The sequence below is a fragment of the Phaeobacter gallaeciensis DSM 26640 genome, from assembly GCF_000511385.1.
Taxonomy (GTDB): Bacteria; Pseudomonadota; Alphaproteobacteria; order Rhodobacterales; family Rhodobacteraceae; genus Phaeobacter; species Phaeobacter gallaeciensis.
The window spans coordinates 3,287,147-3,309,262 of sequence record NC_023137.1 but is presented as its reverse complement, the minus strand read 5'-3'; the positions used below and the strand labels follow the sequence as shown (position 1 = coordinate 3,309,262).

The 22,116-nt window shown below is 58.8% G+C and carries 17 protein-coding genes; 10 read left to right on the top strand and 7 right to left on the bottom strand.

The annotated features are described in order from the left end of the window. Window positions 1–65: 65 nt before the first annotated feature. Entirely contained in the window at window positions 66–3,743 is a 3,678-nt protein-coding gene (locus GAL_RS15955) for an Ig-like domain-containing protein (RefSeq protein ID WP_024098596.1), read from the bottom strand. A gap of 704 nt (window positions 3,744–4,447) precedes the next feature. On the opposite strand from GAL_RS15955, the gene GAL_RS15950 reads away from it, so the two are divergent. From GAL_RS15950 to GAL_RS15940, 3 genes are read left to right on the top strand one after another with little or no spacing between them, the layout of a single operon-like run. Then, window positions 4,448–6,382 (top strand): PrkA family serine protein kinase, encoded by a 1,935-nt coding sequence (locus tag GAL_RS15950; protein WP_024098595.1) that lies wholly within the window; start codon window positions 4,448–4,450, stop codon window positions 6,380–6,382. Between the two features lie 21 nt (window positions 6,383–6,403). Then, entirely contained in the window at window positions 6,404–7,741 is a 1,338-nt protein-coding gene (locus GAL_RS15945; RefSeq protein ID WP_024098594.1) for a YeaH/YhbH family protein, read from the top strand. After that, window positions 7,728–9,236 carry a SpoVR family protein gene (locus tag GAL_RS15940; RefSeq protein WP_024098593.1) on the top strand — a complete coding sequence of 503 codons (1,509 nt, stop codon included), beginning with the start codon at window positions 7,728–7,730 and terminating at the stop codon, window positions 9,234–9,236. Before GAL_RS15945 ends, GAL_RS15940 begins: the two co-directional genes overlap by 14 nt. A gap of 7 nt (window positions 9,237–9,243) precedes the next feature. Here the strand turns inward: GAL_RS15940 and GAL_RS15935 are convergent, their stop codons facing one another. Next, the gene (locus tag GAL_RS15935; protein WP_040104196.1) at window positions 9,244–9,909 is read right to left on the bottom strand and encodes a GntR family transcriptional regulator; all 666 of its coding nucleotides are present in this window, start codon (window positions 9,907–9,909) and stop codon (window positions 9,244–9,246) included. A 177-nt stretch (window positions 9,910–10,086) separates the two neighbouring features. Further along, complete coding sequence (locus GAL_RS15930; protein ID WP_024098591.1) at window positions 10,087–11,202, bottom strand: S-(hydroxymethyl)glutathione dehydrogenase/class III alcohol dehydrogenase; 1,116 nt, start codon at window positions 11,200–11,202, stop codon at window positions 10,087–10,089. 328 nt (window positions 11,203–11,530) lie between these two features. On the opposite strand from GAL_RS15930, the gene GAL_RS15925 reads away from it, so the two are divergent. Together GAL_RS15925 and cueR are read left to right on the top strand one after the other, a co-directional pair. Then, on the top strand, window positions 11,531–14,047 hold the full coding sequence (locus GAL_RS15925) for a heavy metal translocating P-type ATPase (protein WP_024098590.1): 2,517 nt from the start codon (window positions 11,531–11,533) through the stop codon (window positions 14,045–14,047). Then, a complete protein-coding gene (gene cueR / locus GAL_RS15920) occupies window positions 14,044–14,448 on the top strand; it encodes a Cu(I)-responsive transcriptional regulator (RefSeq protein ID WP_024098589.1) in 405 nt (134 codons plus the stop codon). Before GAL_RS15925 ends, cueR begins: the two co-directional genes overlap by 4 nt. A gap of 288 nt (window positions 14,449–14,736) precedes the next feature. Here cueR and GAL_RS15915 read toward each other — a convergent pair whose 3' ends face one another. Genes GAL_RS15915 through pcaC form a run of 4 tightly spaced genes read right to left on the bottom strand, consistent with a single transcriptional unit; the run spans window position 14,737 to window position 17,366 of the window. Next, window positions 14,737–15,573, bottom strand: coding sequence for a BKACE family enzyme (locus GAL_RS15915; RefSeq protein WP_024098588.1), 837 nt, complete (start codon window positions 15,571–15,573; stop codon window positions 14,737–14,739). 11 nt (window positions 15,574–15,584) lie between these two features. Further along, window positions 15,585–16,229 (bottom strand): protocatechuate 3,4-dioxygenase subunit alpha, encoded by a 645-nt coding sequence (gene pcaG, locus GAL_RS15910; protein ID WP_024098587.1) that lies wholly within the window; start codon window positions 16,227–16,229, stop codon window positions 15,585–15,587. After that, on the bottom strand, window positions 16,229–16,954 hold the full coding sequence (gene pcaH / locus GAL_RS15905) for a protocatechuate 3,4-dioxygenase subunit beta (protein ID WP_024098586.1): 726 nt from the start codon (window positions 16,952–16,954) through the stop codon (window positions 16,229–16,231). The genes pcaG and pcaH overlap by 1 nt, the downstream gene beginning before the upstream one ends. Then, window positions 16,941–17,366 (bottom strand): 4-carboxymuconolactone decarboxylase, encoded by a 426-nt coding sequence (pcaC, locus tag GAL_RS15900; protein WP_024098585.1) that lies wholly within the window; start codon window positions 17,364–17,366, stop codon window positions 16,941–16,943. The genes pcaH and pcaC overlap by 14 nt, the downstream gene beginning before the upstream one ends. 86 nt (window positions 17,367–17,452) lie before the next feature. On the opposite strand from pcaC, the gene pcaQ reads away from it, so the two are divergent. The 5 genes from pcaQ (at window position 17,453) to GAL_RS15875 (ending at window position 22,109) form a co-directional block, all read left to right on the top strand. After that, window positions 17,453–18,370: a pca operon transcription factor PcaQ gene (gene pcaQ / locus GAL_RS15895; protein WP_024098584.1), complete on the top strand. Its 918-nt coding sequence runs from the start codon at window positions 17,453–17,455 to the stop codon at window positions 18,368–18,370. Between the two features lie 236 nt (window positions 18,371–18,606). Then, window positions 18,607–19,482 carry a branched-chain amino acid ABC transporter permease gene (locus tag GAL_RS15890; protein ID WP_024098583.1) on the top strand — a complete coding sequence of 292 codons (876 nt, stop codon included), beginning with the start codon at window positions 18,607–18,609 and terminating at the stop codon, window positions 19,480–19,482. A gap of 4 nt (window positions 19,483–19,486) precedes the next feature. Beyond that, window positions 19,487–20,572, top strand: coding sequence for a branched-chain amino acid ABC transporter permease (locus GAL_RS15885; RefSeq protein ID WP_024098582.1), 1,086 nt, complete (start codon window positions 19,487–19,489; stop codon window positions 20,570–20,572). Continuing rightward, window positions 20,569–21,336, top strand: a complete 768-nt coding sequence (locus GAL_RS15880; protein WP_024098581.1) for an ABC transporter ATP-binding protein — start codon at window positions 20,569–20,571, stop codon at window positions 21,334–21,336. Before GAL_RS15885 ends, GAL_RS15880 begins: the two co-directional genes overlap by 4 nt. After that, a complete protein-coding gene (locus tag GAL_RS15875) occupies window positions 21,336–22,109 on the top strand; it encodes an ABC transporter ATP-binding protein (RefSeq protein ID WP_024098580.1) in 774 nt (257 codons plus the stop codon). Before GAL_RS15880 ends, GAL_RS15875 begins: the two co-directional genes overlap by 1 nt. Window positions 22,110–22,116 lie beyond the last annotated feature (7 nt).

The window sequence follows — 22,116 nt, the reverse complement described above, 5'->3', positions numbered from 1 at the left end:
GTCCGGGTATTCGTGTCGGGGGCCAATGGCCAGCGCCAAATCGGCCCCCGGTCGATCTCTGTGGATCAGAGAACCACCTGCACGTCCTGATCGACAATCAGCGTCGTGCCATCGTTGCCGATGGTATAGACATTGAAGGTTTCGCCGTCGATCTGACGGGTGCCACCTGCATTGCCACCAGCCAAGGTGATGGTGTCGTTGTTGTCACCACGGATCGTAAGCGTGTCTGAATTGCCGGACAGCGCTTTGATATCCGCCTCGTTCAGGGTCAGGCTGACATCAGATGCGTAGTGCAGGTTCAGATCGTCCACGTTGAACTGTCCAAGGGCCGCGTGGTCCAGAGAGCCTGAATTGGTCGCGTTGTCGTCAAAAACCACGAGCGTGCTGGATGTATTGCCGACCGCATCGTTGCGCGATAGCACAAGATGCGTGCCATCCGGAATGGCAGAGCCAAAGCGGAACTCTGTCCCGTCGATGGGATCGACGGTTTTCGACGCAGCAGGGGACCCCATGGTGCCGTTTGGGTTCAATGTATTGACAGTATAGTTGTCGGTCGCATCCAGCGTTTCCAGCCGCACAATCCCATTGCTGGATTCTGTGACCGTGTTGATCGTCGCGGCACCAACTTCGGTATCCACCGAGAACTGCTCAACAGTGCTGCGTTCATTTCCGGCGGCGTCTGTCGCACGAATGGTGGCCGTAGCGGTATAGGTGCCATCGGGCAGATCCGCATCAGCGAAGGTCACGCTCCAGTTCCCGGAGGCATCAACCGTCGCGTTGTTGGTGACCGCGCCGATGGTGACAGCAACCGTAGAGCCAGCCTCAACCGTGCCCGACAGGGTGGTGCCTGCGATCTGCTCCGCTTTGTTCACGATGTCGTCCGACGTCTGGTTCGGCTGAACCGTCAAAGGCACGACTTCGGTATCGAGCGCGACGGTGTCAGAGACACTTGCCGTGTTACCCGCATCGTCGATGATAGAGGCGGTAATCGGCAAGGACTGCGTGCCCGTCGGGATTGCGGTCGCCGGGAAGGTCGTAGCCCAGTCGCCGTTGACATCCGCGACCACCTGGCGGCTTGCCGCACCGAGGCCAACCGTCACGGTCAGACCCGGTGTCGCGGTGCCACTGATTTCGACACCGTCGGCGCGTTCGACGGCGTTGATCACATCGTCGAGTTCGATCGGGTCGGGAGATAGCGCCACAGTGCCTGCGACGGTGTCTACCCGCAGGGCAGAGGAGGCCGAAGCGGTATTACCCGCCGCGTCCGTTGCCGACACTGTGACCGAGGTATTATATTCGCCAGCCGTCAGCGCGCCCGGCTCGAAGAGGGCGCTCCAAGTGCCATTTGCGGCCACGGTTGCAGTCCGGGTTACACCCGCGACCGTCACCTCAACAGCAGATCCTGGCTCAGCAGCGCCGGTAAGCGTCACACCGGCCTGTGCCTCGGCGGCGTTGACGATATTATCGCCGCCTGCCTGATTGGCATCAATGCTGACCGCGGTTGAGGTGTCGACGCGCAGGGTGCCTGTCGTGCTCTCACTGTTCCCGGCTGCATCAGTCGCGGTGACGCTGATCGGAGCGTCATATTCACCAGGGGTGATTTCACCAGTGGTATAAGGCGCGCTCCAGCGGCCCTGTGCATCGGCTGTCACGGTGCGGGTGATGCCCTGGAAGGTGACCGCAACGGATGCACCGGCCTCTGCAGTGCCGGTCAAGGTGAGGCCGCCCGCGGCTTCTGCACCATTCAGCACGTCATCGCCACCGGCCTGCCCGTTGTCGAGACCGACGCTGGTTGTCGTGTCGACATGGATCTGGCTGCTGGTCGAGGCGGTGTTGCCGTAGGCATCCGTCGCTGTTGCCGTCACGGTTGTGTCATAAGTCCCATCGGCAATGTCGGACCCGGCAAAGCTCGCTGTCCATTGCCCTTGAGAATTGGCAGTCACGGTGCGGGTGGCATTGCCCAGCTGAACCACAACGCTGGCGCCTGCCTCGGCGGTGCCTGTCAGATCCAGACCGTTGTTGGCCTCGACCGCATTGATCAGGTTATCACCTGCCAGCGGGTTGCTGAGTGCCACCTCGGTTTCGGTGTCCACACGGACGGTACCAGTGGTGGAGGCCGTGTTGCCGAGCGCATCGGTTGCTGTGACCGAGACATTGGCGTCATATTCGCCTGTCGGGATCTCGCTAGTGGCGAAATCCGCGCTCCAGTTGCCCTGCGCATCCGCTGTTACTGTGTGCGTGGTGCCCTCAAGTGTCACAGCGACGCTGGCCCCGGCCTCGGCCTTGCCCGTCAGGGTTACACCGCTGGTCACTTCCGGTGCGGAGATCACATTGTCGCCCGCCTGAACCGCATCGAGAGATGCCGTGGTTTCGGTGTCCACAGGGATAGTGGTTGAGGTGGAGCTGGTATTGCCGCTGGTGTCGGTCGCCACGGCGGAGACGCTTGCGTCATAGGTGCCGGTCGCGATTTCCGAGCTGAGATAGCTGGCCGACCAGTTGCCCTGTGCGTCAGCTGTCACTGTGCGACTCACCCCCTGGAAGGTGACCACAACACTTGACCCGGCTTCGGCGGTACCTGTGAGGGTGATGCCTGCCGCCTGCTCGGCACCGCTGATCATGTGATCATTGCCCACTTGGGTGTTGATGGTCACACGGGTTTCTGTGTCGACATCAACAGTGTGTGTGGTGGTGCTGGTGTTGCCAAAGGAATCGGCGCTGGTGACTTCGATGGTGGAGCTGTAGATGCCCGTCGCCACCTCGTTCACACTATAGTTCACCGACCATGTGCCGTCATCAGCGACTGTGGTGGTGCGGGTCACGCCCTGGAATTCCACGCTGACGCTGGCACCGGCTTCACCGGTACCGTTGATCACAACACCATCGGCCACTTCGATATAATTGATGTGGTCATCGCCTTCGACCGTGTTGACGTCGATCGGCGGCGGTGTGGTGTCGATGATGACCGAAGGGCCATCCAGATTGAATTCGGTCCCGTCCGGGTCCTTTACGTAGACTGTGGTCTCGTAAGAACCGTCTGGCGGCAGGTTGGTCACCGGGAAATTGGCAGTCCAGGTGCCATCGTCCTTAACCGTGACAGTTTCGGTGACGCTGCCCAGTGTCACCTCGACGGTGGAGCCGGGGGCACCGGTGCCGCTGACGACCACATCTTCGGTGGTGGATCCGGCGACGGGATAGGTTGCATCGGGATTGTCGACGGTGGGCGTGACTGCCCCGCCGCCACCGCCGCCGCCACCGCCACCACCAACGATGGCAGCTGCACCGACAACACCGGCCGCCGCACCAGCAGTGCCGAGACCGCCGAGAAGTGGTGCTACGAGAGGTGCCACAACGGGTTCAATGCGTTCCACGTCAAGGAACACCATATCATCATAGGCGCTCCACTTGCCGCTTAGGTCCAGCGGTTCGTAGCTGGCATAGAGCATTCCATCGGTGCGGTCCTCCAGGACCACCTCGACGAAGTTGCCTTCCTCGCTCAGGAACAGGTTCTTACTTCCGGTTGCTCCGGTGTTGAAAAAATCATCCAGCACCACCACCTGGCCGTCGATCAGCGTTATGTGAAGGTCCTGACCCCGCCGTGCGTAGCTCTCGACATCGGACGGGCCGAGATTCAGCGAAATGTCTTTCGCCGTTGCCGTTGCAATAGTCGCCTGTGGGGTGTCAGCAGATGTACCATGCTGCTTGGTGCCCGCCATGTCGCGGACGATGTATCCAACCGTACTCATTTTTATATACCGCTCGTCAAAGACCAAAGCGCCAGAATCATAGCGCCAAGGTAGCCTGCATTGTTTTGCCCATCAGCCGTCTCCGCGGCCATATTGGCGCCATATTGCTGCCTTCTCGGCGGCCTTGTCTAGGTTTTGATGAGCGGATTTTTACCGAAAAGATCCGGGTGTGGCTAATTTGTATTCAATTTGCATCGAAGTTTATTGGGTGATTTTTGTTAATATTCCCTTCTGGTTGACGTTAGGGAATTTGATGCGGTGGGCTTGCGATAGGTTTGCGCTGCGCGTGAGCGTTCGTGGGCCTTATCTCTAAGGCGGTTGCTGGAACCTGCCCTTTCTTGATCGGCATGATGAGGGCGCGATTTTGGCCGATCAGGTCACGTCTATATCGCTGATGTGTGAACAAGTGTTCTATTAAAACGCACTGGAAATTAACCAAAAAGACACCAGTTTCAGATAGGATGAAGGGCATAATTGGTGTAGAGTTGATCCTAAGTACACGACGCCGAAACCCAGGCCGCAGCTGTAACGTCACCGTTCAGAGTGACCCGCTGGTCTTGTATCGCCGGATCCGGCGCCGAGCAGAATTCAGACGAATATTTTCACGCGGACAATCCTTGGCCCTCGCGCTGGGCGCCCTCTGTCCGTGTGCGATCTTGGACCCCAGGAGGACCGGCGCGCAGTAACTAGGAGGCTAGAGCCAGATGAAAGACATTGCCGAAATCTTTGCCGAACAATATGGCGAAACGCGTGAGCAGGAGATGTCGTTGCAGGACTACCTGAATGCCTGCCGTGATGATCCCAGCATGTACGCCAATGTCGCCGAACGTATGCTCAAGGCAATTGGCGAAGAGGAACTGGTCGATACATCAAAAGATGCGCGATTGGGGCCGATCTTTCAGAACCGTACTATCAAGCGATACTCTGCCTTCAAGGATTTCTACGGCATGGAGGACACGATCGAGCGGATCGTGGGCTACTTCCGCCACGCTGCGCAGGGGTTGGAAGAGCGCAAACAGATACTCTACCTGCTGGGCCCCGTTGGCGGCGGTAAATCTTCTCTCGCGGAACGCCTAAAACGTCTGGTCGAGGATCAGCCAATCTACGTGCTGAAGGCAGGGCACCAGTTGTCCCCCATTTTTGAGAGCCCGCTGGGCCTTTTTGATCCGGTTCGCATGGGCAAGCTGCTGAGCGATGAATACGGGATCGCCCAGCATCGTCTGCCGGGGCTCATGTCTCCCTGGGCGGTGCAGCGGTTGGATGAGTTTGGTGGCGATATCAACAAATTCTCAGTGGTGCGGCTGTACCCGTCGCGGCTGAGGCGGATTTGCGTAGCGAAGGTTGAGCCGGGAGACGAGAACAATCAGGATATCTCCACTCTTGTCGGGAAGGTTGACATTCGCCAGTTGGAGCATTTCAGCCAGGACAACCCGGATGCCTATAGTTTCTCGGGCGGGTTGAACCGCGCAACGCAGGGGGTGCTTGAATTTGTCGAGATGTTCAAAGCGCCGATCAAGATGTTGCACCCGCTGCTGACTGCCACGCAGGAAGGCAACTACATGGGGACCGAAAGCTTCGGCGCGATTCCCTTCACAGGGCTGATCTTGGCGCATTCAAACGAATCTGAATGGCAGCAGTTTAAGAACAACAAGAACAATGAGGCCTTCATCGACCGGGTGTCGATTGTGAAGGTCCCATATTGCCTGCGCGTCACCGAAGAGGCGAAGATCTACGACAAGCTAATTGAGTATAGTGAGCTTGCGGAAGCCCCTTGTGCTCCTGAAACGCTGAAAATCCTCAGCCGGTTCTCAGTTCTCACCCGGCTGAAGCCGCATGAGAATTCTAACCTCTATTCCAAACTGCGCGTTTATGATGGCGAGAGCCTGAAGGATACCGACCCAAAGGCGAAAACTGTGCAGGAATATCAGGACCGGGCCGGGGTCGATGAAGGGATGAACGGGATCTCCACGCGCTTTGCCTTCAAGGTGCTGTCGACCACGTTCAACTTCGACACCGATGAGGTCGCAGCAGATCCGGTCCATCTGATGTATGTGCTGGAGCAGATGATCAAACGCGAACAGTTCCCAACGGAGACGGAGGCAAAATATCTCGCCTTCATCAAGACGGAACTGGCGCCTCGTTACGAGGAGTTCATCGGCAACGAAATCCAGAAGGCCTATCTGGAGAGCTATACCGAATACGGGCAGAACGTGTTCGACAGGTATATCTCTTATGCTGACGCCTGGATTGAGGAGCAGGATTACAAGGACCCCGATACTGGCCAGCTCTATGACCGCGAGGTTCTGGATGCCGAGCTCAGCAAGATCGAGAAACCCGTCGGCATCGCCAACCCCAAGGATTTCCGCAATGAGGTTGTGAAATTCGCCCTGCGTCATCGTGCCAATACCGGGTCAAACCCGGCGTGGAATTCCTACGAGAAACTGCGGGATGTGATTGAGAAACACATGTTCAGTCAGGTCGAGGAGCTGCTTCCGGTGATTTCTTTCGGATCTAAGAAAGACAGCAAGACCGAAGGCAAGCATCAGGAATTCGTCGAACGGATGCGCAGCCACGGCTATACCGACCGGCAGGTCCGGCGCTTGGTGGAATGGTACATGCGCGTGAACAAGGCGGGCTAACAGAAAAAGGGTGGGTGCCAGATGCATCATTTTATCGACAGGCGCGCCAATCCCAAGGGCAAGAGTTTGGGGAACCGGCAACGGTTCCTTGAGCGTGCCCGTGAAAGCATCAAGGAACGTGTCGATAGGTCGGTCCGAGATAAGTCGATCAAGGATGGCGGTGGCATCCCGGCCGAAGGTGAGAAGGTCACCATTCCTTCGCGCGGGCTGAAAGAGCCCCGCTTCCACCACTCATCCAAAGGCGGGCGACGCCGCCATGTGCTGCCGGGCAACAAGGATTTTGTTGTCGGAGATACCCTGAAGCGACCCCAAGGTGGGGCGGGTGAGGGCGGCAAACAGGCCTCCGAGGATGGTGACGGCGCGGATGAATTTTCCTTCACACTGACGCGTGACGAATATCTTGAGATCTTGTTCGACGGGCTGGAATTGCCGGATCTGGTCGAAAAGGCGACTGTAGAGACTGAAACCATCGGAACACGCCGTGCAGGGCTGACCACTGCGGGCACGCCGAATAACCTCAACCTTGTGCGGACCATGCGCAATTCCTTGGGGCGCCGGATCGCGTTGCAGCGGCCCTCCGCCAGATCCATTGCCGAGCTACAGGGCGAGATTGAAGAGCTGGAGTCGCTGCCGGAACGTAGCGAAAAACAGCAGATCCATCTCGAGGATTTGCGACACCGGCTGGAGGTTCTGGAGCGCAAACGTCGGGTGGTTGGCTATATCGATCCGCTGGATCTGCGCTATGATACGCATGTGCCGGAAAAAATCCGCAACTCACGCGCGGTTGTCTTCTGCCTCATGGATGTCTCCGGCTCCATGCAGGAGCGGGAGAAGGATCTGGCAAAACGCTTCTTCCTGCTGCTGCATCTGTTCCTGACCCGCAGCTACGAACACACCGAACTGGTGTTTGTGCGCCATACCCATCACGCGCAAGAGGTCGATGAGGAGACGTTTTTCTATGCGCGCGAAACCGGTGGCACCATCGTCTCGACCGCGCTGGAAAAAATGAAGGAGATTGTCGCCGAACGGTATCCGCCGGATGAATGGAACATCTATGGCGCACAGGCCTCTGACGGGGAAAATTTCGGCAATGACTCGGCGCGCTGCAAGGCGCTGCTGCTGGAGGACCTGCTGCCGGTTTGCCAGTATTACGCGTACGTCGAAATCGTCGATGAAAACGCAGAGATGCTGTTGAACAACCCCGAAGCGGGCGAGGACTTATGGCAGAACTACCGGCAGGTGAAGGCACAGGCTCCGCATTTTGAAATGCAGCGCGTGTCGCAGCCATCGCATATCTATCCGATTTTCCGGGAATTCTTCCTTCCCAAGGCAAAAGGGGCGCAGAATGCAGGCGGGTGACACTGTCGCGAAACCAATGTTCACAGGGCCGGAATGGACCTTTGAGTTGTTGGAGGTCGCGCGCGATGCGATTGAGGATATCGCGCTCAATGATCTGGGGCTGGATGTCTATCCAAATCAGATCGAAATCATCTCGGCCGAACAGATGCTGGATGCCTATTCCTGCGTCGGCCTGCCCCTGATGTATCAGCACTGGTCGTTCGGGAAGCATTTTGCCCGTGATGAGGCGCTCTATCGGACTGGCCGACAGGGGTTGGCCTATGAGATTGTCATCAACTCAAACCCCTGTATCAGCTACAATATGGAAGAGAATACGATGGCCATGCAGACGCTGGTCATGGCGCATGCGGCCTTTGGGCATAATCATTTCTTCAAGAACAACTACCTGTTCCAGCAATGGACCGACGCGGCTGGTATCCATGATTACCTGGCCTTTGCCAAGAATTACATCGCCGCCTGCGAGGAACGCTATGGTCTCAGCGCGGTTGAGGAAATCCTGGATGCGGCCCATGCATTGCAGTCGCAGGGGGTGTTTCGTTATGGGCGCCCGCCCAAACCAACCACCGAAGAACTGGCCGCGATGCAAAAGGTGCGGGAAGGCCATGAAAGCGCGCAGAGCGTATTGGACATCTGGACCGATGCCACGTTGGGCCGGGACAAGCTGGAACAGATCAAGGATGAACCTTACAGTGCCCGCCGCAAGCTGATGAACCTGCCGCAGGAGAACCTGCTGTATTTTCTGGAAAAGCACAGTCCGGTACTGGAGCCTTGGCAATGCGAGATCCTGCGCATTGTGCGAATGCTGGCGCAGTATCTTTATCCGCAGAAGCAGACCAAGGTCATGAATGAGGGCTGCGCGACCTTTGTGCATTATTACATCATCAACAAGCTGTTTGAGCAGGGGCGCCTGACCGAAGGCTCCTATATGGAGATGATGCACAGCCACACCAATGTGGTGCTTCAGCCCGAGTATGACGACCCGCGTTATTCCGGTATCAACCCCTATGCGCTGGGGTTTGCGATGATGCAGGATATCCGGCGGATCTGCGAGGAGCCGACCGACGAAGATCGGGAGTGGTTTCCTGATTTTGCAGGCGATCCTGATTGGCGGCGGGTGATGCGGAACGCCTGGGCCAACTACCGGGATGAAAGCTTCATCCAGCAGTTCCTGTCGCCTCATCTTATCCGCAAGTTCAAGCTGTTCACCCTCGCCGATGATGCCGAACAGTCGCATCTGGTGGTAAGCCAGATTCACAATCGTACTGGCTATCGCTCGGTGCGCCGGGATCTCGCACACTCTTACGATCTGGCCTATTTAGAGCCTGATATTCAGGTCACGGACGCCGATCTGAAGGGGGATCGCGAGCTGAAGCTGACCCATACCGTGCGCGACGGAATCCACCTGTCGGAGGAGGACCGTGACGAGGTACTGAAGCACCTGCGCAGGCTCTGGGGGTATGATGTCAGTCTTGCGGCAGTCGATGCAGGGGAATGACGCTGGATCAGGGGATCTGAGCCCGCAATTGCTCCTCAAGTGAGGTTTTGGCCGCCAGTATATGTTCTGCTGTTAGCCGGGCGGCCTGTTCAGCATCACGCTCCTCGCAGGCGCGGAGGATAGCGCGATGTTCCTGGTCGCTGCGGGCCATGCCGTCACTCATGATCAACTGCGCCCGCAGATAGCGGTCGATACGATCCATTGCGCTCTCAACGACTTCGATATGGTAGGGTAGGCCGCTGACGCTGTAGAGCGTGCCGTGAAATTGCCGGTTCAGCGGTCCCCATTGCATCGGATCATTACAGGCTGCAAAGGCATCCAGATGCGCATGGGCCTGATCCGTGATCTCTTGCGTCATATTGGCAACCGCGGCGCGGATAATATCGGCTTCAAGCTTCGCGCGCAGTTCAAAAATCTCGGAGGCATCCTGCATCGACAGGGTCGCGACCACCGCTCCTTTGTAGCGCTGGGAGGTGACCAGCCCCTGTTGTTCCAAACGGGCGATGGCCTCGCGTACGGGAAATCGGGAGGTTCGAAAGGCCTTGGCGATTTCATCCTGCCGCAGGGGCGTGCCATCAGAGAGCTCACCGGTGATGATTGCCTTCTGCAGGGCGCGAAAGATGATCGTCGCGGCGGACTCGGTTTTGGAGATATCGATGGCGTGCAGTTTCAATCCGGTTCCTCGGCCAAAGCGGAGCATGTGAGGTTGAGTATGCCTGTGGTTGAACGGCGCCGCCAGTCCTGTCGGCATGTTTGATCCTGACACGGCGGATGCGCAGCCCAAATGAAAACGCAGGCCGGGTGGCCTGCGTCATGGTCTTGTCTGTAGTGTCTTATTTGCGATGCGGGATCAGAATTCGACGACGGCGCGGATCGATTTGCCTTCATGCATCAGGTCGAACCCGTGGTTGATTTCATCAAGAGACAGCTTGTGGGTGATCATCGGGTCGATTTCGATCTTGCCGTCCATATACCAGTCCACGATCTTGGGCACATCCGTACGCCCGGCCGCGCCGCCAAAGGCGGTGCCGCGCCAGCTGCGGCCTGTCACCAGTTGGAACGGACGGGTGGAGATTTCGGCACCTGCCGGTGCCACGCCGATGATGATGCTCTCACCCCAGCCTTTATGCGCGGCTTCAAGCGCGGTCCGCATCACCTGTACATTGCCCGTGGCATCAAAGGTGTAATCCGCTCCACCTTTGGTCAGTTCCACGAGATGCGCAACCAGATCGCCGTCAACTTCAGCCGGGTTCACAAAATCGGTCATGCCAAACTGCTTGGCCATCTCGACCTTGCCGGGGTTGAGGTCCACACCGACAATCTGATCCGCACCGGCCAAGCGCAGGCCTTGAATGACATTGAGGCCAATGCCGCCAAGACCAAAGACAATAGCGCGCGAGCCGATCTCTACCTTGGCCGTGTTGATCACCGCGCCGATACCCGTGGTGACACCGCAACCGATGTAGCAGACCTTGTCGAAAGGGGCGTCTTTGCGGATTTTTGCCAAGGCGATTTCCGGCACCACGGTGTGGTTGGCGAAGGTCGAGCATCCCATGTAGTGGTAGATCGGCGTGCCATCCAGCATTGAGAACCGTGTGGAGCCGTCCGGCAGCAAGCCTTGGCCTTGCGTCGAGCGGATCGCCTGACACAGGTTTGTCTTGGGGTTGAGGCAGTATTCGCATTCGCGGCATTCCGGCGTGTAGAGTGGGATCACATGATCGCCCACTTCCAGGCTGGTCACGCCTTCGCCAACTTCGACCACAACGCCTGCTCCTTCATGGCCCAGAATTGCCGGGAAGATACCCTCGGGATCATCACCGGAGCGGGTGAACTCATCTGTGTGGCAAAGACCAGTTGCCTTGATTTCGACCAGCACCTCGCCCTTCTTCGGGCCTTCGAGGTTCACCTCCATAATCTCCAGCGGTTTGCCCGGGGCAACGGCCACAGCGGCGCGAGTGCGTATCATGGTGAAATTCCTTTGTTCTGTCTGTGACGGCAGGCGCCAATTGCGCTGAGCGTCATATTGGCAGACCCGTTGGGGGGGCGTAAACCGCCCGCTGTCGCGGGGTGTGCATTTCTTGGTGTCGCCAGTCTAGCAATGCTGATCAACTGTGCCCTGAAAAAATACGACAGCGAGACATCCGTTCCCGTCATCCCGAAGCCCGTTCGGGGGAAGGGGAGATTGGGATGCCGAAGACTAATTTTACGCGGATTGGCTCTTGAGCTTCCTGCGGCTGGAAGCCCCATGTCAACAAGGATATGATCTTAATGGCAATGTCTGGAAGGTGTCAGCCATGGAAGAACCACACGTCAGGGAACTGAACATTGAGGTGACCGGCCTGAGTTGTGCTGGCTGTGTCGGGCGAGCAGAGCGGGCGCTGGCTTCGGTGTCCGGGGTGCAGGAGGCATCCGTCAATCTGGCGACCAGCAAAGCGCGTATTGTGGGGTCATCCGAGATATCGGCGGAGGATCTGCGCGGGGCCTTGAAAACGGCCGGATACCCGGCGGCAGAGGCGATGATTGAGTTGCAGATCAGCGGTCTCACCTGCGCAAGCTGCGTTGGTCGCGTCGAACGCGCTCTGCAACAGGTCGACGGGGTAGTTTCGGCAGACGTGAACCTTGCGCAGGAGCAGGCCTATGTGACCTATTTGGCTGGCGTGTTGACTGCGGAGGATCTGCTGAAGGCCAGCAAACACGCAGGCTATCCCGCGATATATATCGGGAACACGCAAAGTGACGCCGATAGCCTGAAGGTTGCAAAGGAAGCTGAAATTCAGCGTCTTTGCTGGGAATTACTTATCGCTGCTGCCCTGACGCTGCCGGTCTTTGTGATCGAGATGGGCGGCCATATGATCCCTGCGCTGCACCATTGGGTTGCGCGCACCATCGGCACCGGGAATAGCCATATTTTGCAATTTCTGCTGACAACACTGGTGTTGTTTGGTCCCGGTCTGCGGTTCTACCGCCAGGGGGTGCCTGCACTGCTGCGCGCTGCGCCGGATATGAATGCGTTGGTGGCGATCGGGACTACGGCAGCCTACGGGTACTCGGTGGTGGCAACCTTTGCTCCGCGCTTGCTGCCTGTGGGTACCGTCAATGTCTACTACGAGGCGGCAGCGGTTATCGTCACCTTGATCCTGCTGGGGCGCTGGCTGGAAGCCCGTGCCAAGGGGCGCACCGGCGCTGCTATCCGTGCTCTGGTCGGGCTGCAGCCCAAGGTCGCGTTGGTTGTTACCGGCACCAAGGCAGAGGAACGTCCGGTCTCGGAGCTGTGCGTTGGCGATCATCTGCGGGCGCGACCGGGTGAGCGGATTGCCGTGGATGGTACGGTTTTGACCGGCCGCTCCTTTGTTGATGAGAGCATGATCACCGGAGAACCGGTCCCCTTGGAGAAAGCTGCTGGCGATGTGCTGACGGCGGGCACCATCAATGGGGCTGCGGTTTTGGACTATCGCGCCACTCATGTCGGTGCGGATACGCTGCTGGCGCAGATCGTGCGGATGGTTGAGCAGGCGCAGGGCGCCAAACTGCCGGTGCAGGCGCTGGTGGATCGTGTGACACTGTGGTTCGTCCCGGCGGTGATCGTGATTGCGGCGCTGACGGTCGCTGTCTGGCTGCTGTTTGGCCCGGACCCGGCCCTGCCCTTGGCGCTGGTTGCGGGGGTATCTGTGCTGATCATCGCCTGCCCCTGCGCAATGGGGCTGGCGACGCCAACTTCGATCATGGTTGGGATTGGGCGTGCGGCACAGATGGGGGTGCTGTTCCGCAAGGGAGACGCTCTACAACGGTTGCAGGACACACGCGTGGTTGCCTTGGATAAGACGGGCACCCTGACGGAAGGCCGCCCAACACTGACCATGCTGCGCTGTGCCGACGGGTTTGACAGGGCCGGGCTGCTGCCGCTGCTGGGGGCGGCGGAGGCCCAGTCGGAACATCCGATCGCACGGGCCATAACAGGTGCAGCGGGGGCGGATATCCCGCAAGCGACCGAGGTTGAAGCCATTCCAGGATATGGTTTGCGCGCAACTGTAGCGGGCCAGCTGGTTCTTATCGGGGCTGCGCGACTGATGACGCGTGAGGGGATTTCCTGTGCGCCATTTGAGGTGGAGGCTGAGCATCTCGCCGCGCGCGGTGCAACCACGCTATTTGCGGCGGTTGATGGACAGCTGGCAGGGTTGGTGGCCGTAACCGACCCTGTCAAAGAGGGAAGCCGTGCCGCTGTAAAAGCCATGGCCGCTCAGGGGTTGAAAGTTGCGATGCTGACCGGCGATGGGGCGGCCACGGCGCAGGCTATCGCTGATGATCTGGGGATTGAGATCGTTGAAGCGAACTGTCTGCCCGGTGATAAGGTGAGTGCACTGGAGGCGCTGCAGAAGCAACACGGAGCCCTTGCCTTCATTGGTGACGGGATCAATGATGCGCCTGCCCTGGCGGCAGCAGATGTCGGGATTGCAATCGGCACCGGAACGGATGTGGCCATTGAGGCAGCGGATATCGTCCTGGTCTCTGGTGACCTGCGCGGGGCGGTCAACGCCATCAAGATCAGCCGGGCGACGTTGCGCAATATCCGGCAGAATTTGGGGTGGGCCTTTGGTTATAATATTCTGCTGGTGCCTGTGGCTGCGGGGATCCTGGTGCCCTTTGGCGGGCCGCTTTTGTCGCCAGGACTGGCGGCAGGTGCGATGGCGATGTCCAGTGTGTTTGTACTCAGCAATGCGCTGCGCTTGCGTGGGCTGCGTTCGGACATAGATCAGTCAGCGACACCGGCGGATCCAACACCCGCGCAGCAGATGAATGAGGTGCGACCATGAACATTGGTGATGTGGCCAGCCGCTCTGGCCTGTCGGCCAAGACCATTCGCTACTATGAAGACATAGGCCTGATCAAACCGCGGCGCAGTGAGAATGGCTATCGTTGCTTTGCGGAGACCGACCTGCACAAGCTGGCGTTTCTGGGCCGCGCCCGCGCGCTTGGCTTTACCATCGAAGATTGCCGGACGCTGCTTGCGCTTTATGAGGATGAGAGCCGGGCCAGCGCCGACGTGAAACAATTGGCGCAGGAGCATCTCGACAAGATCAATATCAAGATCGCCGATCTTGAAGCGATGCGGGATACGCTGTCGGAGCTGGTGACCTGTTGCGCAGGTGACAATCGGCCTGACTGCCCCATTCTGCGTGATCTGTCCCAGCCGCCTGAAGTGGGTGAGGGATAGGCTGGCGCCTCAGAGCGGCAGGTGTTTGTGATCCGGAGTGACGCGCGGCGCATTCGAGGCCCTATGCAACTCGGGAGGGTCAGGCAGTGGGGCAACAGCAGCCGAGGGAGGAGCGGCTCTTGCTGCGAATGCGTCGCGCGCATCATCGAGATAAGGTGCGCTATCCGCGCAAACAAGAGGTGAGAGCCGCCTGACGCGGCGTCCGCAATTCTCAGCATAAAGCAGCCGAAAGAGGGGAGGGCGGAGGGCCTGTGACCACCCGGCCCAAGAGGTTATGCGCGAGGGGTTTCAGCTGTTGGCAGCGCGCAGACCTAAAATATCACGGGCTTCGGCGCATGTTGCCACAGGGCGGTTGTAGCGGTCACATAGATCTGCGGCGCGGCGCACCAATGCGGCGTTGGAGGGCGCAAGCGTATGGCGGTCCAGCCGCAGATTGTCCTCCAGCCCGGTGCGTGTGTGACCACCCGCTGCGATGGCCCATTCGTTGACGTCCAGCTGACCTGCACCAATCCCAGCGGCACACCACTGCGCGTCCGGAGCAAGCCGCTGCATGGTCTTCACGTAATAATCGAAGACATCGCGGTCCACCGGCATCGCGTTTTTGACACCCAGTACAAACTGCACATAAAGCGGGGCCTTCAGTCGACCGTCCCGTGACATCGCCACCGCCTGGTGAATGTGCGAGAGGTCAAAGGCCTCGATCTCCGGTTTGACGTCATACGCCAGCATCTGTGCCGCCAGCCAGTCCACCAGATCCGGTGGGTTCTCATAGACGCGGGTTGGGAAGTTGTTGGAGCCGACAGAGAGCGAGGCCATGTCCGGTCGCAGTGACAACATGCCGCCGCGTTCGTGTCCGGCCCCTGACCGCCCACCAGTCGACAGCTGGATGATCATATCAGGGCAGTGATGACGGATACCACCCATGAGCCGGGCGAAGCGGTCGGGATCCGAGGTCGGCGTCTCATCCTCCAGCCGGACATGGCAATGTGCGATGCTGGCACCGGCTTCATAGGCTTCATGGGTGCTTTCGATCTGCTCTTCAATGCTGATTGGTACGGCTGGATTATGAGCCTTGCGCGGAACAGATCCAGTAATGGCGACGCAGATGATACAAGGATTGTTCATGATCAGCCTCCTCAGATATCAAAGAACACGGTTTCATCCGGTCCCTGTAGATGAATGTCGAAGCGATAGACCAAAGGTGTTTCGGCGGTGCTCGTGTCTGCTTGCATCTGCCTCCGGGCGAGGAGAGTGCTGCGTCGACTGGTCTGTTCGATCAGCTTCAGCACAGGGTCGTTACCGTTCGCCTCCTGCTCTTCCTCGAAGTAGAGTCGGGTATTCAGGCCAACGTTGATGCCGCGCGCCACAATCCAGAGGTTGATGTGGGGCGCCATCATTTGGCCGCCGCGGTCGCGAACCGGACCGGGTTTCACAGTTTCAAACTGCCAGTCGCCGGTATCAAAATCTGAAATCACGCGCCCCCATCCCCGAAACCCGGCCTCGACCTGTTGAGGCTCCCCTTCTGGTTGGGGCGTCTCCCGGTGCGCATATACCCCCTTGGCGTTGGCCTGCCAGACCTCAATCAACACGTCCTTTAGCGGGGTGCCAGTGCCATCCAGAACCCGGCCTTCTACGCGGATGCGCTGGCCCTTGGCCTCCGGCCCGGCGATATCCTGGCCCAGCTCGGTTTCGTAGATGTCAAACCCGGCAGCGCCGGGAGCCAGACCGATATGGACATAAGGCCCTGCAGTCTGTGAGGGTGTTTCCTTCAGCGACGTCATCAGTTCCCCTCCATTCGGTTTTCGAACATCGTCGACCGACGTCCGCGCAGAACGATGTCGAACCGATAAGCGATCATGTCCAGTGGGCGGGTTTCATTCATATCGAGCCGCGCGATCAACTGCTGCACGGCGGCTGGATCCGGGATGGTGCTAACGATGGGGCAGCGGGCAATCAGCGGGTCGCCTTCGAAGTAAAGCTGCGTGATCAGGCGCTGGGCAAAGGCGCTTCCGAAGACCGAAACGTGGATATGCGCCGGACGCCAGTCGTTGATACCATTGCGCCAGGGATAGGCTCCCGGTTTGACCGTGCGAAAGGCATAGGCGCCATTTTCATCTGTCAGCACCCGGCCGCAGCCTCCGAAATTCGGGTCTATTGCACCCAAATAGCCGTCTTTTTTGTGCCGGTACCGGCCAGAGGCATTAGCCTGCCAGATTTCGACCAAGGTGTTGGGGACAGGTCGTGCGTTTTCATCCAGGACCCGGCCATGCAGCAGGATCCGCTCACCGATCGGGCTGCCGCCGTCATGTGCGAAATTGGTCAGCAGATCGTTGTCGCCCGGGGCGATGTCAGTCGGCGCAAAGGTTGGGCCGGTGATTTCGCTCGCCGTATTCTCCAGACTGAGCAAGGGTAATCTGGGTGACCGGCTCACCGATGTTTTGTAGTCCGGTGTAAATGCTGGCGGGTGCCACCGGCGGTCGCGGACGTAGTAATCAGGGGGCGTCATGGCTGTCTCCTGCACTGCCGTCTGCGGCCTTTTGTTCGGCGGCCATCTCGGCGTAGGTTTTCTTGGCGAGCTTCAATGCATGATTGGCGCGTGGCACACCGGCATAGATGGCAACGTGCTGAAAAACTTCTGTAATATCCTCAGGCGTCGCCCCGGTGTTTGTGGTCGCGCGTATATGCATCGGAATCTCGTCAAAATTGCCGAGCGCTGCCAAGAGCGCGAGCGTCAGCATAGACCGTTCTCGGCGGCTGATCTGATCCGAAGCCCAGACCGTTCCCCAGGCGGCTTCGGTAATCAACTGTTGGAACGGCGCGTCCAGTGGGGTCGTGGCCGCATCTGCGTTGGCGACGTGGCTCGCTCCCAAGACCTCGCGGCGAATGTTCTGACCTGCGTCATACTGTGGCTTGCGCATATGCTTCTCCATTCGCTATGTGTTATCTCATATCGTAATTGGTCTGTATAATCCTGTAGTATGGATGTTCTTATGTCGAAAATGATATGCGTCTTTCGTCTCAGTTGAAACTCCGCCATCTTGAAGTCTTCGTTGAGGTTGCGCGCAAGATGAGCGTCACCCAGGCTGCAGAGCGGTTGGGTATGACCCAACCGGCAGTCACGCGCGCCCTGCGTGAGTTAGAAGCGGTATGTGAAAAGCCGCTGGTGGAGAAGCATGGACGCGGCATTCGTCTGTCTGCCTATGGTGAAATGTTTCGGGACTATGCCGGACGCAGCTTGGCGCTGACGCGTGATGGTGTTGATCTGCTACGCGGGCTGGATGCGGCGGAAGGATCGAAAGTCACAATTGGGGCTTTGCCTACGGTATCGGCCACCGTGGTGCCCGAAGCGCTGGCCAGTATCTGGGAGCAAGGCGGGCGCAGCCGGTTTTCGGTGATGTCGGGTGACAATCAATATCTCCTTGATCTGTTGCGACGGGGAGAGCTGGACGTGGTGGTGGGGCGTTTGCCTGCGCCTGAAAACATGGTTGGCTTGGATTTCGACCCACTGTTTCGCGAGCGGGTCACGGTGGTTGTGGCGCCGGACCATCCGCTGACAAGTTTGGATGCTGCGCATCTGCCGGATGCCCTGTTCGGCGAATACCCGGTGCTGATGCCGCCTCCTGCGTCGATTATACGATCCTCAGTTGAGCGGATGTTCCTGGAGCAAGGCATCTCGATGCCCGATGCGCCCATCGAGACGGTGTCGTCAACGTTTGGCCGCCAATTCGCGTTGGCCCATCAGGCTATCTGGGTGATCAGCCACGGCGTTGTGCGATCCGATCTTGCCAGCGGAGTTCTGGTGGCACTGCCGTTGGATACGGACAGCACCCGTGGGCCGGTGGGACTGTGTTTGCGCAGTGAACATCGCCTGTCCCCAGCCGCCGCGAGATTCTGCGCTGCACTGAAAAACGTCTGCACCTGACAGCGACGATACGATCTATTTTGGTCCTGCTGTGACCGGTTGATCTGACGCGAATGTTAGGTGCTTTTTGCGAATCTGATAGCCTGTTTTTCTGGCCCTGACGCAGGGTCGCGTGGATTGACAGGTGAAAATATATCTCTCTACTCTGGGTTTAATCGCAGTGACGAGCAGGCTTGAGGAGGTCTGCACCGTAGAAAATACGCGAGAACCGCCCTGAACGGGCAGGGGAGGACAATTTGGACGGAGTGCAGCTGCTGGTTAGCGGGCTTGCGAATGGCTGTGTTTACGGCCTGATCGCGCTTGGCTTTGTGCTGATCTACAAGGCGACTGAAGCGGTCAATTTTGCGCAAGGCGATTTCATGATGCTCGGCGCCTTTGTCACACTGGGGCTGACCAACGCCGAATATCTGCATCTGCCGTTCTGGTTGGCGGCGCCCTTGTCGATCGCGATCATGGCCGGGCTTGGGTATCTTCTGGATATGGTGATCCTGCGCCATCTCTTCGGTCAGAACCAGACGGCGGTGGTCATCCTGACCATCGCGCTCGGCTTCGTCATCCGGTTTTTCGCGGGCGCCATCTGGGGACATGAACCGCAAACGCTGGAAAGCCCGCTTGCCTTGGGTGATGTGCAACTCGCAGGGGTTGTGTTGGGATTGGCGGATCTGGCGATCATAATTGTGACTGTGCTGCTGACCTGGTCACTCTATCAGTTCTTTCAGCGCACCAAGCTGGGGCTGGCGATGCAGGCGGCCAGTCAGAACCAGATGGCCGCTTATTTCATGGGCATTCCTGTCAAACGGGTACAGGGGCTGATCTGGGGCCTCTCGGGGGCAACTGCAGCGGTTGCGGGCATTCTTTTTGCCTCCAAAGGGGCGATTGATCCGAATGCAGGGCTGCTGGGGATCAAGGCCTTTGCAGCCGCGGTCATCGGTGGCTTTGGATCCCTTCCTGGGGCATTGGCTGGCGGGTTGATCGTGGGTGTCATCGAACCCTTTGCCGCGCGATACCTTGCGGCTGGGTATTCACAGATTGCCCCTTATGTGCTGTTGCTCGCCGTGCTGGTGTTCCGCCCACACGGCCTGTTCAGCCAAGTCCGCACGAAGAAGGTCTGAGCCGATGCGGATCCAGTTCAAAACCAGTTACGATCACGATATACGCCTGTTTCCCGACCGTCACAGCCTGCTGGTCTACGGCGCGTTGCTGGTGCTCGCGCTGATCCTGCCGCTGCTGATCAATGAGTTCTACATCGGCGAAGTCACAAATGTTCTGATCTGGGCAATTGCCGGTCTGGGGCTGATGCTGCTGACCGGGCAGACAGGTCAGGCCAGCCTTGGGCACGCGGCGTTTCTGGCGATTGGCTGCTACACCAATACCATCCTGATCGAACAAGGCCTTCCCTTTGCAGTGGCCTTTCCGCTGGCGGGGTTGATTACTGGGATTGTCGGGGCAATCATCGCCATTCCGGCGCTGCGCCTGCACGGGATATACCTCGCCATTGCGACGATTGCCCTGTCGATCCTCGCCGACGATATCATCGTGCTTCTGGAGCCATGGACCGGTGGTGTCTCGGGCAAGTTCCCTGATGTGATCCGCCTGTTCGGTATTGAGATCGAGCGTTGGACGATGCCGGTGCGGTTTTACTATCTTGTGCTCGGTGTCACGGTCGTCTGCACGTTGTTTTATCGAAACCTGCTGCGCTCACCGCTTGGCCGGGCCTTTGCCGCAGTGCGCGACAGTGAGGTCAGTGCCACCGCGATGGGTGTTCATATCGCCCGCACCAAGGCGACCGCTTTCGGGCTGAGCTGCATGATCACCGGTTGGGCCGGGGCGCTGATGGGCTACTACGCGGGCGCTTTCAACAACGAGACATTCTCTTTGGTGATCTCCATCACCTTGTTGATGATGATCGTCATCGGGGGGCTTGGATCCATCCATGGCGCGTTTTTTGGCGCGGTGGTGGTTGCCTTCCTGCCGCAGGGGCTGTCGATGCTGAAAGACAGCGTGCTGGGCGGCGGTGTTGCTATCCCGGGATTGGAAACCGGCGTCTTCGGCATGATCCTGATCCTGTTCATCCTGTTTGAACCGATGGGGCTATATGGGCGCTGGCTGAAGATCCGCATCTGGTTTGAGCTGTTCCCCTTTGCCCGCAAAGACATGTTCCGCCGCCAGAAATCCTATCTCAAGACGGAGCGCCTCAGATGAGCCTGTTGGAGATTGAACATGCGACGCTGAAATTTGGCGGCGTGGTGGCGGTGAATGACCTCAGCTTCTCGGTTGAGGAGGGGGAGGTCTATGCCATCGTCGGCCCCAATGGCGCGGGTAAGTCGACGGTTTTCAACCTGATTTCCCGGTTCTACGAACCGCATTCGGGCCGTATTAGTTTTGACGGACGGGATTTGTTGCAGTCCAAAGCTGATGCGGTGGCCGACTTGGACATCGCGCGCACGTTCCAGAATATCGAGCTGTTCGACCATGCGACCGTATTGCAGAACTTGCTGGTCGGGCGGCATCGCCACCGGCGTAGCACGCTGATGGAGGAGCTGTTCTTTTCTCCGCGCGTTCGGCGCGAAGAGCGCCGCCACCGGGCCGCGGTGGAGGAGGTGATCGATTTCCTCGACCTGCAGGCCTATCGCGACAAGATGATCGCCGGGTTGCCCTATGGGGTGCGCAAGGTGGTTGAACTGGGCCGAGCGCTGGCGTCCGGCCCGCGGCTTTTGCTCTTGGATGAGCCCGCCTCAGGCCTGTCGGTTGAAGAAACTCAGGACATGCGCTGGTGGATTGACGATATTCGCAAGCAGATGGGGATCACCGTTCTTATGGTGGAGCACGATATGGGGCTGGTCTCCAGCGTATCGGACCGGGTGCTGGCTCTGGCGGATGGCGCCAAATTGGCGGAAGGAACCCCGGCTGAGGTTCAGGCCAACCCTGCGGTGATCGAGGCCTATCTGGGCGCGGGGGCGGTGTGATGGGTGCAGCCTTGTTGGATATTCGCAACCTTGAGAGCTTTTACGGGCCGATCATGGCCATTCGCGGTGTCTCGCTGTCGGTGGAGGCCGGTCAGATCGTCACTGTTCTGGGCGCAAATGGCGCTGGGAAATCGACGCTGCTAAAGACAATTTCTGGTATCATGGACCCTGAAAAGGGCAGTGTTAGCTTCGCTGGTGAAGAGATCCAAGGCGAGGAGCCACACCGCATTGTCCGGCGCGGCATCGTGCATGTGCCGGAGGGGCGGGAGGTTTTCCCCCTGCTGACTGTTGAGGAAAACCTGACATTGGGCGCCTACACCCGGCGCGATCAGGCGGAGATCGAACGTGACCGCCAGATGGTGTTTGACTATTTCCCCATTCTGGCGGAACGGCGCCACCAGGAGGCCGGGACGTTGTCCGGCGGTCAGCAGCAGATGCTGGCGATTGGCCGCGGCCTGATGCTGCGCCCGCGGATCATGCTTCTGGATGAGCCAAGCCTGGGGTTGTCGCCGCTACTGGTGCAGGAAATTTTTGGCATCCTCAAACGGCTGAACCGTGATGAGGGGGTGACCATGATGTTGGTGGAACAGAACGCGCGTATCGCGCTTGAACTGGCTCATGTCGGCTATGTCATGGAAATTGGGCGTATTGTCATGGACGGCAGCGCCGACCGACTGATGGAGAGCAAGGATATCAAATCCTTCTATCTGGGCCATCAGGAAGCGGGCCAACGCAGTGAAAAACGCTGGAAGCGCAAGAAGACATGGCGCTGATTAAGAG